The sequence below is a fragment of the Pseudomonas sp. P7759 genome (assembly GCF_013386445.1).
GTDB lineage: Bacteria > Pseudomonadota > Gammaproteobacteria > Pseudomonadales > Pseudomonadaceae > Aquipseudomonas > Aquipseudomonas azotoformans_A.
Genome location: NZ_JACART010000021.1, coordinates 223,522 through 240,055 on the forward strand (window position 1 = coordinate 223,522; position 16,534 = coordinate 240,055).

Annotated in this window: 15 protein-coding genes; 12 read left to right on the forward strand and 3 right to left on the reverse strand. The window is 61.3% G+C overall.

The genetic code is table 11. The annotated features are described in order from the left end of the window. Nucleotides 1–24: 24 nt before the first annotated feature. On the reverse strand, nucleotides 25–1,449 hold the full coding sequence (aspA, locus tag HX823_RS18515) for an aspartate ammonia-lyase (protein WP_028618519.1): 1,425 nt from the start codon (nucleotides 1,447–1,449) through the stop codon (nucleotides 25–27). A 182-nt stretch (nucleotides 1,450–1,631) separates the two neighbouring features. Between aspA and HX823_RS18520 the strand changes: the two genes are divergently transcribed. The 5 genes from HX823_RS18520 to HX823_RS18540 all read left to right on the forward strand — a co-directional run bounded on the left by HX823_RS18520 (nucleotide 1,632) and on the right by HX823_RS18540 (nucleotide 5,308). Further along, nucleotides 1,632–2,552 (forward strand): LysR substrate-binding domain-containing protein, encoded by a 921-nt coding sequence (locus HX823_RS18520; RefSeq protein ID WP_038845510.1) that lies wholly within the window; start codon nucleotides 1,632–1,634, stop codon nucleotides 2,550–2,552. 203 nt (nucleotides 2,553–2,755) lie between these two features. Then, nucleotides 2,756–3,247, forward strand: coding sequence for a 5-(carboxyamino)imidazole ribonucleotide mutase (gene purE, locus HX823_RS18525; RefSeq protein ID WP_003176980.1), 492 nt, complete (start codon nucleotides 2,756–2,758; stop codon nucleotides 3,245–3,247). Between the two features lie 11 nt (nucleotides 3,248–3,258). Further along, entirely contained in the window at nucleotides 3,259–4,344 is a 1,086-nt protein-coding gene (locus HX823_RS18530) for a 5-(carboxyamino)imidazole ribonucleotide synthase (protein ID WP_028618517.1), read from the forward strand. 104 nt (nucleotides 4,345–4,448) lie between these two features. Further along, complete coding sequence (locus HX823_RS18535) at nucleotides 4,449–4,694, forward strand: GlsB/YeaQ/YmgE family stress response membrane protein (protein WP_016978642.1); 246 nt, start codon at nucleotides 4,449–4,451, stop codon at nucleotides 4,692–4,694. A gap of 77 nt (nucleotides 4,695–4,771) precedes the next feature. Beyond that, nucleotides 4,772–5,308, forward strand: coding sequence for a DUF3299 domain-containing protein (locus tag HX823_RS18540; protein WP_177075905.1), 537 nt, complete (start codon nucleotides 4,772–4,774; stop codon nucleotides 5,306–5,308). A 25-nt stretch (nucleotides 5,309–5,333) separates the two neighbouring features. On the opposite strand, the gene HX823_RS18545 is transcribed toward HX823_RS18540, so the two are convergent. Further along, complete coding sequence (locus HX823_RS18545) at nucleotides 5,334–6,233, reverse strand: D-hexose-6-phosphate mutarotase (RefSeq protein ID WP_177075907.1); 900 nt, start codon at nucleotides 6,231–6,233, stop codon at nucleotides 5,334–5,336. Nucleotides 6,234–6,291: 58 nt separating this feature from the next. Continuing rightward, nucleotides 6,292–6,696 carry an acyl-CoA thioesterase gene (locus HX823_RS18550; RefSeq protein WP_003176975.1) on the reverse strand — a complete coding sequence of 135 codons (405 nt, stop codon included), beginning with the start codon at nucleotides 6,694–6,696 and terminating at the stop codon, nucleotides 6,292–6,294. 446 nt (nucleotides 6,697–7,142) lie between these two features. On the opposite strand from HX823_RS18550, the gene HX823_RS18555 reads away from it, so the two are divergent. The 7 genes from HX823_RS18555 to HX823_RS18585 all read left to right on the forward strand — a co-directional run bounded on the left by HX823_RS18555 (nucleotide 7,143) and on the right by HX823_RS18585 (nucleotide 16,516). Next, a complete protein-coding gene (locus tag HX823_RS18555) occupies nucleotides 7,143–8,432 on the forward strand; it encodes an MFS transporter (protein ID WP_010207587.1) in 1,290 nt (429 codons plus the stop codon). Nucleotides 8,433–8,610: 178 nt separating this feature from the next. After that, nucleotides 8,611–9,597, forward strand: coding sequence for a phosphate ABC transporter substrate-binding protein PstS (locus HX823_RS18560; RefSeq protein ID WP_016978637.1), 987 nt, complete (start codon nucleotides 8,611–8,613; stop codon nucleotides 9,595–9,597). Between the two features lie 384 nt (nucleotides 9,598–9,981). Then, a complete protein-coding gene (locus HX823_RS18565) occupies nucleotides 9,982–12,015 on the forward strand; it encodes an ABC transporter permease subunit (RefSeq protein WP_177075917.1) in 2,034 nt (677 codons plus the stop codon). A gap of 15 nt (nucleotides 12,016–12,030) precedes the next feature. Beyond that, entirely contained in the window at nucleotides 12,031–13,701 is a 1,671-nt protein-coding gene (gene pstA / locus HX823_RS18570) for a phosphate ABC transporter permease PstA (RefSeq protein WP_177075909.1), read from the forward strand. Between the two features lie 72 nt (nucleotides 13,702–13,773). Beyond that, nucleotides 13,774–14,607, forward strand: a complete 834-nt coding sequence (gene pstB / locus HX823_RS18575; RefSeq protein WP_010207582.1) for a phosphate ABC transporter ATP-binding protein PstB — start codon at nucleotides 13,774–13,776, stop codon at nucleotides 14,605–14,607. A gap of 70 nt (nucleotides 14,608–14,677) precedes the next feature. Next, entirely contained in the window at nucleotides 14,678–15,439 is a 762-nt protein-coding gene (gene phoU, locus HX823_RS18580; protein WP_016978634.1) for a phosphate signaling complex protein PhoU, read from the forward strand. A gap of 168 nt (nucleotides 15,440–15,607) precedes the next feature. Then, nucleotides 15,608–16,516 (forward strand): response regulator, encoded by a 909-nt coding sequence (locus tag HX823_RS18585; RefSeq protein ID WP_038845525.1) that lies wholly within the window; start codon nucleotides 15,608–15,610, stop codon nucleotides 16,514–16,516. The last annotated feature ends 18 nt before the right edge of the window (nucleotides 16,517–16,534 follow it).

Consider the following 16,534-nt stretch of genomic DNA (forward strand, 5'->3'; position numbering starts at 1 on the left):
CCTGGTGAGCGGTGCAGCAAACGCTTAGGCCTTCAGCGGGACCAAGCGTGGAGCGATCATGTTTTCGGGGCGCAGGATGTCGTCGAGCATGGCGTCGTCGAGCAAGCCTTCTTCGCGCACCAGTTCCAGCACGCCACGGCCGCTTTCAAGGGCGATACGCGCGATGCGGGTGGCGTTTTCATAGCCGATGTACGGGTTCAACGCGGTGACCAGGCCGATGGAGTGCTCGACCAGTTCGCGGCAGCGCGCTTCGTTGGCGGTGATGCCTACGATGCAGTGCTCGCGCAGCATGTCCATGGCGCGTTGCAACAAGCGGATCGAGTCGAAGATCTTGAAGGCGATCAGCGGCTCCATCACGTTCAGCTGCAGTTGGCCGCCTTCGGCTGCCATGGTCAGGGCCAGGTCGTTGCCGATCACCTGGAATGCCACCTGGTTCACGGCTTCCGGGATTACCGGGTTGACCTTGCCAGGCATGATCGAGCTGCCTGGCTGACGCGCTGGCAGGTTGATCTCGTTGATCCCGGTACGTGGGCCGCTGGACAGCAGGCGCAGGTCATTGCAGATCTTCGACAGCTTCACGGCGGTACGCTTGAGCATGCCGGAGAACAGCACGAAAGCGCCCATGTCGGAGGTGGCTTCGATCAGGTCGGCTGCTGGCACCAGCGGCTGACCGCTGATAGTGGCCAGGCGTTGCACGGCCAGGGCCTGGTAGCGCGGATCGGCGTTGATGCCGGTGCCGATGGCGGTGCCGCCCAGGTTCACTTCGGTCAACAGCTCTGGCGCCAGGGTTTTCAGGCGGGCCAGGTCTTCGCTCAGGGTGGTGGCGAAGGCGCGGAATTCCTGGCCGAGGGTCATCGGCACGGCGTCTTGCAATTGGGTGCGGCCCATTTTCAGCACGTGGCCGAACTCGACGCCTTTGGCGGCGAAGGCCTGGATCAGGCTGTCGAGGCTGGCCAGCAGCGCGTCATGGCCCAGCAGCAGACCCAGGCGGATCGCGGTCGGGTAGGCGTCGTTGGTCGACTGCGCCATGTTCACGTCGTTGTTCGGGTGCAGGTACTGGTACTCGCCCTTGTTGTGGCCCATGGCCTCCAACGCGATGTTGGCGATGACTTCGTTGGCATTCATGTTGGTTGAAGTGCCAGCGCCGCCTTGAATCATGTCCACCACGAACTCTTCGTGGAAATCGCCGCGGATCAGACGGGCACAGGCTTCGCTGATGGCAGCGTGCTTGGCTTCGCTGAGCTGACCCAGCTCGCGGTTGGCGTCAGCCGCCGCTTGCTTGACCATTGCCAGACCGACCACCAATTTCGGGTAATGCGAAATCGGAACGCCCGAGAGACGGAAGTTGTTCACCGCTCGCAGGGTCTGGATGCCGTAATACGCTTGAGCCGGTACTTCAAGTACGCCAAGCAGGTCTTTTTCGGTACGGAATGATGCAGCAGAGGACATGACGGAAATCATCTCGATAGGGACCCGGAACTGGCCGGAACGCTGCGAATGCTAGGCTTGTGGAAGTTTTTGGGCCAATGCTGTTAAACACTGGCCTATGCACAAACGGCATAATGAAGGTGTGACCCGGCTATGATGACGGGCGTGTGTGCCAAAATGGTGCGTACCCGTGGGAGGAAGTGATGAACCTTGAGAGCAAATGGCTGGAAGACTTCAGCGCGCTGGCGGCCACCCGCAGCTTTTCCCAGGCGGCGGAGCGACGTTTTGTGACCCAGCCGGCGTTCAGCCGACGGATCCGCAGCCTGGAAGCGGCGTTGGGCCTGACCCTGGTCAACCGCTCGCGCACGCCGGTGGAGTTGACGGCGGCGGGGCAGTTGTTCCTGGTGACTGCGCGCACGGTGGTCGAACAGCTCGGTGAAGTGCTGCGCCATTTGCATCACCTGGAAGGCGGGCAGGGCGAGGTCATGCAAGTGGCTGCGGCGCATTCACTGGCGCTGGGCTTCTTCCCGCGCTGGATCGCACAGTTGCGCAACGAAGGCCTGAACATCGCCACGCGGCTGGTCGCCACCAACGTCGGCGACGCGGTGCATGCCCTGCGCGAGGGCGGTTGCGACTTGATGCTGGCATTCTACGACCCGGACGCGGCGATGCAGATGGACGCGGAAATCTTCCCCTCCCTGCACTTGGGCAACACCGAAATGCTCCCGGTGTGCGCCGCCGATGCCGATGGCAAGCCGCTGTTCGACCTGGAAGGCGAGGGCAGTGTGCCGCTTTTGGCCTACAGCGCGGGTGCTTTTCTCGGCCGCTCCGTGCACTTGCTGTTGCGTCAACGTGCACTGCGCTTTACCACGGTGTATGAAACCGCCATGGCTGACAGCCTCAAGAGCATGGCTCTGGAAGGCTTGGGTATCGCCTGGGTGCCGCAACTGAGCGTGCGGGCGGAGTTGGCCCGAGGTGAGTTGGTGGTGTGCGGCGGGCCGCAATGGCATGTGCCGCTGGAAATCCGCCTGTATCGCTGCGCCTTGGTCCGTAAGGCGAATGTGCGGTTGCTGTGGCGAAAACTGGAAGGTGGAGCAGCGCAGAATCCGGCGGGGGATCGCTGACCTCAGAGTCAATAAAACCGCCGGTTTGCCCCGCTAGACAGATGGTCATCCAAGGGGCTGTTTATCTCGATTATTACGGTATACTGCGCGGCCTTCGGCCGGTCCAACCGGCCTTAATTCGTACAACAAGCCACGCCGGATTTCCCGCGTGGCTTGTTGTTTTTTGACGCGCCTGCGGGCGCCCAGAGAGAAGAGGCACGACGATGAGTGCATTGGTTGGCGTGATCATGGGCTCCAAGTCCGATTGGTCCACCCTTAGCCACACCGCCGATATGCTGGAAAAACTCGGCATTCCGTATGAAGTGAAAGTGGTCTCTGCCCACCGCACCCCGGATTTGCTGTTCCAGTATGCCGATGAAGCAGAATCCCGTGGCATCGAGGTGATCATCGCCGGTGCCGGCGGTGCAGCGCACCTGCCAGGCATGTGTGCGGCCAAGACCCACCTGCCGGTGCTTGGCGTGCCGGTGCAGTCGGCAATGCTCTCGGGCGTGGATTCGCTGTTGTCCATCGTGCAGATGCCGGCTGGCATTCCGGTGGCGACCCTGGCGATCGGCAAGGCCGGCGCGATCAACGCGGCCCTGCTTTCCGCCAGCATCCTGGGCGCCAAGCACCCGCAGTTCCACGCGGTGCTGAAAAAATTCCGTGCTGAGCAGACAGACAGCGTGCTGGACAATCCAGACCCACGCATTGCCTGAGGTTGTTGACGATGAAAATCGGTGTAATCGGTGGCGGCCAACTGGGTCGCATGCTGGCCCTGGCGGGAACCCCGCTGGGGATGAACTTCGCTTTCCTGGACCCGGCGCCGGACGCCTGCGCGGCCGCGTTGGGTGAACACCTGCGCGCTGACTACAGCGACCCGGACCACCTGCGCCAACTGGCCGACGAAGTCGACCTGGTGACCTTCGAATTCGAAAGCGTCCCGGCCGAAACCGTGGCCTTCCTGTCGCAGTTCGTGCCGGTGTACCCGAGCGCCGAAGCCTTGCGCATCGCCCGTGACCGCTGGTTCGAGAAAAGCATGTTCAAGGACCTGGGCATTCCCACCCCGGCCTTCGCCGACATCCAGTCCCAGGCGGACCTGGACGCCGCTGTCGCCAGCATCGGCCTGCCGGCCGTGCTGAAAACCCGCACCCTGGGTTACGACGGCAAGGGCCAGAAAGTCCTGCGCACTGCCGCTGATGTGGTCGGTACCTTCGCCGAGCTGGGCAGTGTCGCCTGCCTGCTGGAAGGCTTTGTGCCGTTCACCGGCGAAGTCTCGCTGATCGCCGTGCGTGCCCGTGATGGCGAAACCCGCTTCTACCCGTTAGTGCACAACACCCATGACAGCGGCATCCTCAAGCTGTCCGTGGCCAGCACCGACCACCCGTTGCAGGCCCTGGCGGAAGATTATTCCAGCCGTGTGCTCAAGCAGCTGGATTACGTCGGCGTGATGGCATTCGAGTTCTTTGAAGTCGACGGCGGCCTCAAGGCCAACGAAATCGCCCCGCGCGTACACAACTCCGGGCACTGGACCACCGAAGGCGCCGAGTGCAGCCAGTTCGAAAACCACCTGCGGGCGGTCGCGGGCTTGCCATTGGGCTCCACCGCCAAGGTCGGCGAGAGCGCCATGCTCAACTTCATCGGCACGGTGCCGGCGGTGGAAAAAGTCATCGCCATCGACGACTGCCACCTGCACCACTACGGCAAGGCCTTCAAGGCTGGGCGCAAGGTCGGCCACGCCAACCTGCGCTGCAAGGACCGCGCGACATTGGAAGCGCAGATCCTCAAGGTTGAAGCGCTGATCGCCGAGCAATAAGGCAAGTGCGACGGGAACCATTGGTCACCGTCGTCTCTCTGATTGCAGGATGCCAAAGCCTGACTAGGCTTTGGCATAGCTCACTTCAATCAGAGGGAAATGCCATGGGTATCATCGGAACCATCTTTATCGGCTTGATCGTCGGCCTGCTGGCGCGTTTCCTGAAACCAGGCGACGACAGCATGGGTTGGATCATGACCATCCTGCTGGGTATCGCCGGCTCCCTGGCCGCGACCTACGGTGGTCAGGCGTTGGGTATCTACCAGGCAGGCCAAGGTGCAGGCTTCATCGGTGCCCTGGTTGGCGCGATCATCCTGCTGGTGATCTACGGCCTGATCAAAAAGAAATAATCCGCCGACAAAGTCCTCTGCGCTGCGCAGGCGCAGGGGGCTAGAATGCTCGGCACCTGTACTTGCCGAGCTTCTCCATGCGCCGTCTTCTGTTGACTCTTCTCTTGCTGGGCCCTGGCCTGGCGCACGCCGGTGAACTGCCGGAAACCGACTGGCTCGACCTGATGCCGCTTTCCGACCAGAAAGCCCTCGAAGCCATGCCCGAGATCGACCACAACTCCCCCGAAGCCCAGGGCACCTTTACCGATAAAGGTGGCTTGAAGCAGAGCAAGGGGTTGCCGGCGGTGATGTATTCGACCAAGACCGTGGCGGCCATGAATGGCAAGGACATCCGTATCGGTGGCTACCCGGTGCCGTTGGAAACCGACGCCAAGGGTCGCAGCACCTTGTTCTTCCTCGTACCGTACCCAGGCGCGTGCATCCACGTGCCGCCGCCACCGCCCAATCAGCTGGTGCTGGTGCGCTACCCCAAGGGTTTGAAGCTGGACGATATCTACACGCCGCTGTGGGTCACGGGCACGTTGAAGGTGGAGAAGGTCAATAACGACCTGGCCGATGCAGCGTATGCGCTGGAGGCGGGGAAGGTGCGGGTGGTAAAAGAGTCGGACCTCTAAATCCGACTCTTTGCAGTGAGTCTACCTACAAACTGACCCCGGTGATGCTCACACCCAAGGTGTGGCTTTCACCAGGTGCCAGCGCCACCACATCATCCAGCACATTCGCCGTCTCGATGCACAGCATGCCTGGCCAGCCATCATCGGCCATGTCGTCAAACGCCTTGGCGCGTTCGGTCCAGGGGTTCCAGATCACCGTCGACTTCGACCCCTCGGCAGTGAGCTGAATACGGCGCTGCCAGTCTTTGTCGACGATGTTCAGCTGTGACGGCGTGTCGAGGTAAATTCGATCGGTCTCGGCCGTGAAGTGCAGCAGGCCGGACTGTGTCTTCTCGGCCCAATTGTCTGCGGTATCGATATAGGCACACCCGTCCAGCCCTTCGACCTGCACGTTGCGCACATCGCTGACGGCGAAGTAGGTGTGCAGCGCCTGGCTGAGGGTTACGGTGTCGGTGCCACGGTTGTGGCTGGTCAGGCGAATGTGCAGTTGCTCATCCAGCAGCAGGCTCAGCGTCAGGTCAACCTGATGGGGCCAGCCAGGAAAGCCGCCTGCCGGCACCGGCAGTACCAGATCCACGCGTAGCGCGTCACCTTCAAGCTCGGCCCCGGCCAATTCCCACAACGCAGTACGCACAAAACCATGGGCACCGGCTGGCTGCTCGTTCTGGCGCATCGCCTTGACGCTCTGCGGGTTGCGGTCGAATACACCAAACCACGGCCAGCACACCGGCACGCCGGTACGAATGCCTTTGCCTTGCTTGAACACCGCTTCAGGATTCGGCCAGATCAGCGGCTGATCGCCATCACGTTGATAACTGAAGATATGCGCGCCCTGCTGGGCCACCATCAGTTCGGCACCGTTGTGGCGGATGCGCCAGCAGTCCAGCTCGTCGATTTTCACGGTTTCAACGTGGGGCGTCGGCATAACAAAGCACTCTTGGTGGCAGGCAATGGGGCAATTGACCGTCAAATCCCGGCGAGGTTTAACGTGCGCGCGAAGGAACCGAGCGCGTGCGACCGCTGCCGTCGATGGCGACGAATACAAATACCGCCTCGGTCACCTTGCGCCATTCGCTGGACAGCGGATCGTCGCTCCACACTTCGACCATCATCTGGATCGAGCTGCGGCCGATTTCCAGGGCCTGGGTATAAAAGGACAGCTGCGCGCCCACCGCAACCGGCACCAGGAACGCCATGCGATCAATGGCCACGGTTGCCACACGCCCACCTGCGACCTTGCTGGCCATGGCGGTGCCGGCCAGGTCCATCTGTGCGACCAGCCAGCCGCCAAAGATGTCGCCAAAACCGTTGGTTTCACGCGGGAGCGCGGTGATTTGCAGGGCGAGATCGCCTTGCGGGATAGGATCTTCTTGTTCGAGTTCGATCATGCCGAGGGCCTCTGACCCGTAACGCTTCATGGGTATTTCAAGTGGATAGCCGTCTTCGAAAAAAACGTTTCAGCACCAACATACACCGCGTGATGCATTTCTCGTAAGGCGTACTAAAGGGAAACTCTGCCAAATCGGCTGGATGGCACCCAACGGCGTTTTGGCACAGCAGCCCCTCAAGACTGCGGTTCTGGCGCTTGCAGGGGCCGAGTATATCGAGACCCTGGCGCCACGACGACCTCTGGGCGTTCATTTGGTCGGCATTTAGCGGCTGTATCGCGGCTTTTTCCGGCAACTGTGCTTCTGGGCGCAATTAATGGGGAATATTTAGCGCCTTTGAACTGTTGTTCGCTCAACGCTGTGCTTTTTCTAGCGATTTGCTATCTTGCCAAGCCTGCCGCAAGTCCCGGGCTTGCCGTCCCGACTACTATAAGAGAAGCCTTACCATGTCCTCCGTGCCCGCAAGCAGTGCGCAACCTTCGCGCCCGCTGACCCGCAACGACTACAAAACCCTGTCGCTGTCTGCCTTGGGCGGGGCGCTGGAGTTTTATGATTTCATCATTTTCGTGTTTTTCGCCACCGTGGTCGGGAAACTCTTCTTCCCCGTGGACATGCCTGAATGGCTGCGCATGATGCAGACCTTCGGCATCTTCGCCGCCGGCTACCTGGCGCGCCCCCTGGGCGGCATTATCATGGCGCACTTCGGCGACCTACTGGGTCGCAAGAAAATGTTCACCCTGAGCATCTTCATGATGGCCGTGCCAACGCTGATCATGGGCCTGCTGCCAACCTACGCGCAGATCGGTCTGTGGGCACCGGTGCTGTTGCTGCTGATGCGCATCATCCAGGGCGCTGCGATTGGTGGTGAAGTGCCAGGCGCCTGGGTGTTCGTCTCCGAACACGTACCGCCGCGCCATATCGGCTACGCCTGCGGCACCCTGACCAGCGGCCTGACTGCCGGCATTCTGCTGGGTTCGCTGGTGGCCACCGCGATCAACACCCTTTATAGCCCGGAGCAGGTCTCGGATTTCGCCTGGCGCATTCCGTTCCTGCTTGGCGGCGTGTTCGGCCTGCTGTCGGTGTACCTGCGCCGCTGGCTGCATGAAACACCGATCTTTGCCGAAATGCAGCAGCGCAAGACCCTGGCCGCCGAGCTGCCATTGCGCGCGGTGCTGCGTGATCACCGTGGCGCCATCGTGTTGTCGATGCTGCTGACCTGGCTGCTGTCGGCTGGCGTGGTGGTGGTCATCCTGATGACTCCGACCGTGCTGCAGACCGTCTACCACTTCAGTCCGACCGTGGCGCTGCAGGCCAACAGCCTGGCCATCGTCACCCTGAGCCTGGGTTGCATCGCCTCGGGCGCCTTGGCTGACCGCTTCGGCGCCGGCCGCGTGCTGGTCACCGGTTGCGCGCTGCTGCTGGCGACGTCCTGGACGCTGTATCACAGCCTCATGGCTCACCCGGACTGGCTGTTCCCGCTGTACGCCCTGACTGGCCTGTTCGTGGGCACCATCGGCGTGGTGCCGTATGTGATGGTCAAAGCCTTCCCGCCTGTTGTGCGTTTCAGTGGCCTGTCGTTTTCCTACAACGTGGCCTACGCCGTGTTCGGCGGCCTGACGCCGCTGGCGGTGTCGCTGCTGATGAAGGAAAGCCCGATGGGCCCGGCCTACTACGTTGCCGCCCTGTGCTTGATGGGGATGGTGGTGGGTGGGTATCTGTGGAAGCGTTCGCGCTGATTCTTTGACATGATCGCTCCCGCGCGCTGCGCGGGAGCGATGGTAACTCCTCGCTGCGCCCCTTCTCCTTGCCAATAGTGGCCTTTCATCTAACTGTCACATTCCAGACATAGAGTGTTCACACGGCCTCCCGATACTTGGCCCCGATCCAACTATCCCTATCTGCTAGGAGCAAGGCATGAAACTGAAACGTTTGATGGCGGCAATGACTTTTGTCGCTGCTGGCGTTGCGACCGCCAACGCGGTGGCCGCTGGTGTTGATCCGGCAATCCCGGCGTACGTGAAGACCACTGGTGTGTCGGGCAACTTGTCCAGCGTCGGTTCCGATACCCTGGCTAACCTGATGACCCTGTGGGCCGAGGGTTACAAAAAGGAATACCCGAACGTCAACATCCAGATTCAAGCTGCTGGTTCCGCTACCGCGCCACCTGCGCTGACTGAAGGCACCTCCAACCTGGGCCCGATGAGCCGCAAGATGAAGGACACCGAACTGGCGGCCTTCGAGCAGAAGTACGGCTACAAGCCAACCGCTATCCCGGTTGCCGTGGATGCCCTGGCCGTGTTCGTGCACAAGGACAACCCGATCCAGCACCTGACCATGGAACAAGTCGACGCGATCTTCTCCTCGACTCGCCTGTGCGGTGGCAAAGCCGACGTGAAAACCTGGGGTGACCTGGGTGTGACCGGCGACCTGGCCAACAAGCCGGTTCAGCTGTTCGGTCGTAACTCGGTATCCGGCACCTACGGCTACTTCAAAGAAGAAGCCCTGTGCAAAGGCGACTACAAGCCAAACGTGAACGAACAACCTGGCTCGGCTTCGGTCGTGCAGTCGATCAGCTCCTCGCTGAACGGCATCGGTTACTCGGGCATCGGCTACAAGACCGCCAGTGTGAAAACCGTGGCCTTGGCCAAGAAAGGCAGCACTGACTTCATCGAAGACAGTGAAGAAAACGCCCTGAACGGCAAATACCCGCTGTCGCGCTTCCTCTACGTGTACGTCAACAAAGCCCCGAACAAGCCTCTGGCCCCGCTGGAAGCTGAGTTCGTGAAGCTGGTTCTGTCCAAACAGGGCCAGGAAGTTGTGGTGAAAGACGGCTACATCCCACTGCCAGCCAAAGTCGCCGCCAAGGCCCTGGCTGACCTGGGTCTGAAAGAAGGCAACTGATTGCCTCTGCGGGGCCGGAGTACCGGCCCCGCATCCGAATTTTCTAGTCCGCTGCCAGCCTTGCTTCGCGGCGGATTTGTTGCGTCACTGCACTGTCATCTTTCTGTCATACAGGATCGCTAGGGTGTGCGCATGAATGATCTGGCCAATTCCACCATGACGACGACTTCTCCCCCCAAGCGCATTGATTTCAATACGCCTGAGCTGCAACGCAAGCGCCGCATTCGCGCGCTCAAGGATCGCCTGACCCGTTGGTATGTGCTGGTCGGCGGCCTCGCCGTCCTCGGCGCCATCACCCTGATTTTCTTCTTTCTTGCTTATGTCGTCGCGCCGCTGTTCCAAGGTGCCTCATTGACCAAGGAAGACGCCCTGACCCCGGCCTGGATCCAGGACGCGGGCAAGCCGCTGATGATCTCCCTCGAAGAACAGAACCAAGTCGCCATGCGGGTTTCCGACAAGGGCCAGGCACTGTTCTTTAATGTGGAAACCGGCGCTGAACTCAAGCGCGTCGACCTGCCACTGCCTGCCGGCACCCGCGTTGCCTCTATCGGTGAAGACCAGCCCGGTAGCCCGTTGGTGATCCTCGGTCTGTCCAATGGCCAGTCCATGGTGTTCCGCCACACTTATAAAGTGTCCTACCCGGACGGCAAGAAAACCATTACCCCTGCGATCGAATACCCCTACGGTGAAACGCCGATCGTGCTGGATGACGCCGGTCGCCCACTGGAGCATGTCGCCCTTAACGCCACCGATTCCACCTTGGTGGTTGCAGGCTCCGCCGGTTCGCACTTGAACGTGCTGTCCCTGAGCCGCGAAGAAAACATGATGACCGGCGAAGTCACCAGCGAGCAGAAGCGCATCGAACTGCCGCAGATGACCGAGCCGGTGAAGGCGATCTTCATCGACCCGCGCCAGCAATGGTTGTACGTGATCAACGGCCGCGCCCTGGCCGACGTATTCAGCCTGCGCGACAAGAGCCTCAACGGGCGCTACAAATTGCTCGAAGACGGTACCGCCGAGGTCACCGCCAGCACGCAGCTGGTGGGCGGTATTTCGCTGATCGTCGGTAACTCCAAAGGCGGTCTGGCCCAGTGGTTCATGGCCCGCGACCCGGATGGCGAGCAGCGCTTCAAGCAGATCCGCACCTTCCAGATGGGCACTACGCCTATCGTTGAGATCTCCGCCGAAGAACGTCGCAAAGGCTTCACCGCCCTCGACGCTTCCGGCAAGTTCGGTGTGTTCCACAGCACCGCGCACCGCACCCTGTTGGTCGACCCTGTAGTCGATGGCCAAGGCGTGTATGGCATGTCGCCACGGGCCAACCGCGTGATCGTGGAAGCCGGCGGCAAACTGCAGCCGTTGATGCTCGACAACCCGCACCCGGAAGTGTCGTGGAGCGCACTGTGGAGCAAGGTTTGGTACGAGAACTACGACGAGCCTAAATACGTCTGGCAATCGACCGCCGCCAACACCGATTTCGAACCCAAGATGAGCCTGGCCCCGCTGACCTTCGGCACCCTGAAGGCTGCGTTCTACGCCATGCTGCTGGCAGCGCCTCTGGCCGTTGCCGCCGCGATCTACACCGCGTACTTCATGGCCCCGAGCCTGCGCCGCAAGGTCAAGCCGGTGATCGAACTGATGGAAGCCATGCCGACGGTGATCCTCGGCTTCTTCGCCGGCCTGTTCCTGGCGCCGTATGTGGAAGGGCATCTACCGGGCATTTTCAGTCTGTTGATGCTGTTGCCGATTGGCATCCTGGTCGCCGGTTTTGTCTTCAGCCGCTTGCCTGAATCGATCCGCCTGCGTGTTCCCGATGGCTGGGAAAGCGCGATCCTGATCCCGGTGATCCTGTTCGTGGGCTGGCTCTCGCTGTACATGAGCCCGTACCTGGAAACCTGGTTCTTCGGCGGCGACATGCGCATGTGGATCTCCCACGACCTGGGCATCACCTACGACCAGCGCAACGCCCTGGTTGTCGGCCTGGCCATGGGTTTCGCGGTGATCCCGAACATCTACTCCATCGCCGAAGACGCCGTGTTCAGCGTGCCGCGCGGCCTGACCCTGGGCTCGCTGGCCTTGGGTGCCACACCGTGGCAGACCATGACACGCGTGGTCATCCTGACCGCCAGCCCGGGTATCTTCTCGGCGCTGATGATCGGCATGGGCCGCGCTGTCGGCGAGACCATGATCGTGTTGATGGCCACCGGTAACACCCCGGTGATGGAGATGAACCTGTTCGAAGGCTTGCGCACCTTGGCGGCCAACGTCGCGGTGGAAATGCCTGAGTCGGAAGTGGGCGGCAGTCACTACCGCGTGCTGTTCCTCTCGGCGCTGGTGCTGCTGCTGTTCACCTTCATCATGAACACCCTCGCGGAGCTGATCCGTCAGCGTCTGCGCAAGAAATACTCGTCGCTTTAAGAAAGGTAGAAGTCTGTGAAACAGAACTCCCTGAATGGATGGTTCAAGAGCGGCGCCCCCGGCGTCTGGATCAGCGGTGGCGCGGTGTCCATCGCGGTCATCATGACCATTGGTTTGCTGGCTGTGATCGCCGTGCGTGGCCTGGGCCACTTCTGGCCGGCCGACCTGATCCAGGCCAACTACAACGTGCCGGGCCAGGCCAACCATATCGTCATCGGCGAAGTGGTGCAGAAAGAAGAAGTACCGCGCGAGCGCCTGAAAAGCGCTGGCCTGCCGGTGCCGGACCAAGGGCCGGAGTTCATGACCCGCGAGCTGATCAAGGTTGGCAACCGTGACCTGAACGGCAACGACTTCACCTGGATCGTCGGCGAGTGGCTCAAGGACCAGGCCACGCCGGCGAACCTGATGACCATCGAGCGTCGTGAGTGGGGCAATTTCTACGGCACCCTCGTCAACGTCAAGCAAGACGGCAAGGTCATCGCCGAAGGCGAGGCCGCATGGCCAGAGCTGCAAGCCCGTGTCGAGCGCGTCAACAAGCTGGCCGCCCAGCTCAAGACTCTGGAAAAATCCGACATCGGCGCGATCAACGCCGGTCTCGAACGTATCCGCCTGCACGGCCGCAAACTGGAACTGGAAGGCAAGCTCGACGCTGCCGCCCAGGCCGACATGGATGCTGACCGCGCAGAACTGAATGCCCGCTACCAGGACATCGAAGCCCGCCTGGCCGACCTGCACGCCCAGTTCAACCGCGACGCGCTGACCGCCCGCGACGGCAACGGCAAGGAAATCGAAATCGGCATCGGCAAAGTGGTGCACGCCTACCAGCCAAACGCCATGGGCACGATCACCAAGATCGGCTTCTACTTCAGCAAGGTCTGGGAATTCCTCAGCGATGACCCACGGGAAGCCAACACCGAAGGCGGCATTTTCCCGGCCATCTTCGGCACCGTGATGATGACCCTGATCATGGCGATGATCGTCACCCCGTTCGGCGTGCTGGCGGCGGTGTACCTGCGTGAATACGCCAAGCAAAACACCCTGACCCGCGTTATCCGTATCGCCGTGAACAACCTGGCCGGAGTACCGGCCATCGTCTACGGCGTGTTCGGCCTGGGCTTCTTCGTGTATGTATTGGGTGGCTCGGTTGACCGCCTGTTCTTCGCCGAAGCCCTGCCGGCACCGACCTTCGGCACGCCGGGCCTGCTGTGGGCCTCGCTGACCCTGGCGCTGCTGGCGGTGCCGGTGGTGATCGTGGCCACCGAAGAAGGTCTGGCGCGGATTCCTCGCACCGTACGCGAAGGCTCTCTGGCACTGGGCGCGACCAAGGCGGAAACGCTGTGGAAGATCGTGCTGCCGATGGCCAGCCCGGCGATGATGACCGGCATGATCCTCGCCGTGGCCCGCGCCGCCGGTGAAGTGGCGCCGCTGATGCTGGTCGGTGTGGTGAAACTGGCGCCGTCGCTGCCGCTGGATGGCAACTACCCGTACCTGCACCTGGACCAGAAGATCATGCACCTGGGCTTCCATATCTATGACGTCGGCTTCCAGAGCCCCAACGTCGAAGCCGCACGACCGCTGGTGTACGCCACCGCGTTGCTGCTGGTGCTGGTGATCGCCACGCTCAACTTGTCGGCGGTGTGGATCCGTAACCACCTGCGCGAAAAATACAAAGCGTTGGATAGCTGATCTGAATATTGCTTGCCGCAGGCCCGATGCCTGCGGTTCAACACAACGAATTGGTAGCACAGGGAGCATCCCATGCAACAAGACACCCACACCCACGGCATCAACATGTCTGCCCTGGGTCGCGACAAGCAGAGCCTGAGCCTGGCCCAGGAAACCGTGGCCATCGAAGTGCCGGGCCTGAGCCTGTACTACGGTGAAAAACAGGCGCTGTTCGACGTCAGCATGAACATCCCCAAGCAGCGCGTGACCGCCTTTATCGGTCCGTCGGGCTGCGGCAAGTCCACGCTGCTGCGCACCTTCAACCGCATGAATGACCTGGTGGACGGCTGCCGCGTAGACGGTGCCATCAACCTCTACGGCACCAACATCTACCGTAAGGGCGAAGACGTGGCCGAGCTGCGTCGTCGCGTGGGCATGGTGTTCCAGAAGCCCAACCCGTTCCCCAAGACCATCTACGAAAACGTGGTCTACGGCCTGCGCATCCAGGGCATCAACAAGAAGCGCATCCTCGACGAAGCAGTCGAGTGGGCCTTGAAGGGCGCGGCGCTGTGGGACGAAGTCAAAGACCGCCTGCACGAATCGGCCCTCGGTTTGTCCGGCGGCCAGCAGCAACGTCTGGTGATCGCGCGCACCATCGCCGTGGAGCCGGAAGTATTGCTGCTCGACGAACCCTGCTCGGCACTCGACCCGATCTCCACGCTGAAAGTCGAAGAGCTGATCTACGAGCTCAAATCCAAGTTCACCATCGTCATCGTGACCCACAACATGCAACAGGCGGCGCGGGTTTCCGACTACACCGCGTTCATGTACATGGGCAAACTGGTGGAATTCGGCGATACCGATACCCTGTTCACCAATCCGGCGAAGAAGCAGACCGAAGACTACATCACCGGTCGCTACGGCTAGGATGCCGGGATTTTCCTCGCACTGACGCTGCGGTTCTCCGCACCTTACCGGACGCTCCAAGGACGCCAACATGATTAGCAAAGAAGGCCTTACCCACCACATCTCCGCGCAGTTCAACGCCGAGCTTGAGGAAGTGCGCAGCCACCTCCTGGCGATGGGCGGGCTGGTGGAGAAGCAAGTCAACGACGCCGTCACCGCGCTGATCGAGGCCGACTCGGGCCTGGCCCAGCAAGTGCGTGAGATCGATGACCAGATCAACCAGATGGAACGCAACATCGACGAAGAATGCCTGCGCATTCTGGCCCGTCGCCAGCCGGCGGCGTCCGACCTGCGTTTGATCATCAGCATCTCCAAGTCGGTGATCGACCTGGAGCGCATCGGCGACGAAGCCACCAAGATCGCCCGCCGTGCCATCCAGCTGTGCGAAGAAGGCGAAGCGCCGCGCGGTTACGTGGAAGTGCGCCACATCGGCGACCAGGTGCGCAACATGGTGCGCGATGCCCTCGACGCCTTTGCTCGCTTCGATGCTGAGCTGGCACTGTCGGTGGCCCAGTACGACAAGATCATCGACCGCGAATACAAGACCGCGCTGCGTGAACTCGCGACCTACATGATGGAAGACCCACGCTCTATCTCGCGGGTCTTGAGCATTATCTGGGTGCTACGCTCCCTGGAGCGAATCGGCGACCACGCGCGCAACATCTCGGAACTGGTGATTTACCTGGTACGCGGCACCGACGTACGGCACATGGGCCTTAAGCGCATGAAGGCCGAAGTTGAAGGTTCGGCTGATCTTATCCCTAATGTTCCGGGCCAAACTGACGATAAGTAAGGTTGCCCGAGAAATTAACGCCCGGCCTTTGGTCGGGCGTTTTTGTTTGTGGCCACTGAATTTTTTGCACGTTGAGCGAGATAAATTCCCAACGTGACTACCGAGTTTTGGCAAAATGCCATTAGTCAGGCGTCTTGCGTGCCGAAGTGTGAATAGGATGAAGGGTCGATGAGTAAAGTCAGTGTATTGGTGGTGGATGACGCCTCGTTTATCCGCGATCTGGTGAAGAAGTGCCTGCGCAACTACTTCCCCGGGATCAAGCTTGAAGACGCGGTGAACGGCAAAAAGGCCCAGGCCATCCTGATGCGCGAGACCTACGACTTGGTGCTGTGCGACTGGGAAATGCCGGAGATGTCCGGCCTTGAACTACTGACCTGGTGCCGCGAACAACCTCATCTCAAGACCATGCCGTTCGTGATGGTGACCAGCCGTGGCGACAAGGAAAACGTGGTCCAGGCCATCCAGGCCGGGGTTTCGGGCTACGTCAGCAAGCCGTTCACCAACGAACAGTTACTGAACAAGGTCAAGCAAGCCCTGCACAAGATCGGTCGGCTCGACGCGTTGGTTGCCAGTGCACCGACCAAAATGAACTCGGCGTTTGGTAACGATTCCCTGAGCGCGCTGACCGGCGGCAAGCCCGAAGCGGCGCGTGCAGCGCCGGTTGCTGCAGCTGCGCCAGCGCCGAGCAAGGGCTTGCTCAACAGCCCACCGGTGCAGGCCCCTTCAGCGGCGCCGGCCGGCGGTCGTGGCCAGGGCCAGCTGCGCCTGTCCAGCGGCAACCAGCAATGCGTGATCAAGGCGTTGAGCATCAAGGAAGCGCTGCTGGTGGTACGCCGTGGCGAAGTCCTGCCTCAGGTGCTGGAAAGCGCCGTGCTCGACCTGGAGCAGGGCGACAACGCCGAAGTGGCCCGTCTCAACGGCTACCTGCACGCCATCGTTGCTTTTGAGCCCAAGCCCGACAGCGATTGGCTGCAGCTGACCTTCCGGTTTATCGACCAGGATGCGCAGAAGCTCGACTACATTTCCCGCCTGATCGCACGCGGCACGGCGCAGAAGCACTTTGTGCCGGGTGCCTGATTTGTAGTGAGCGGGCTT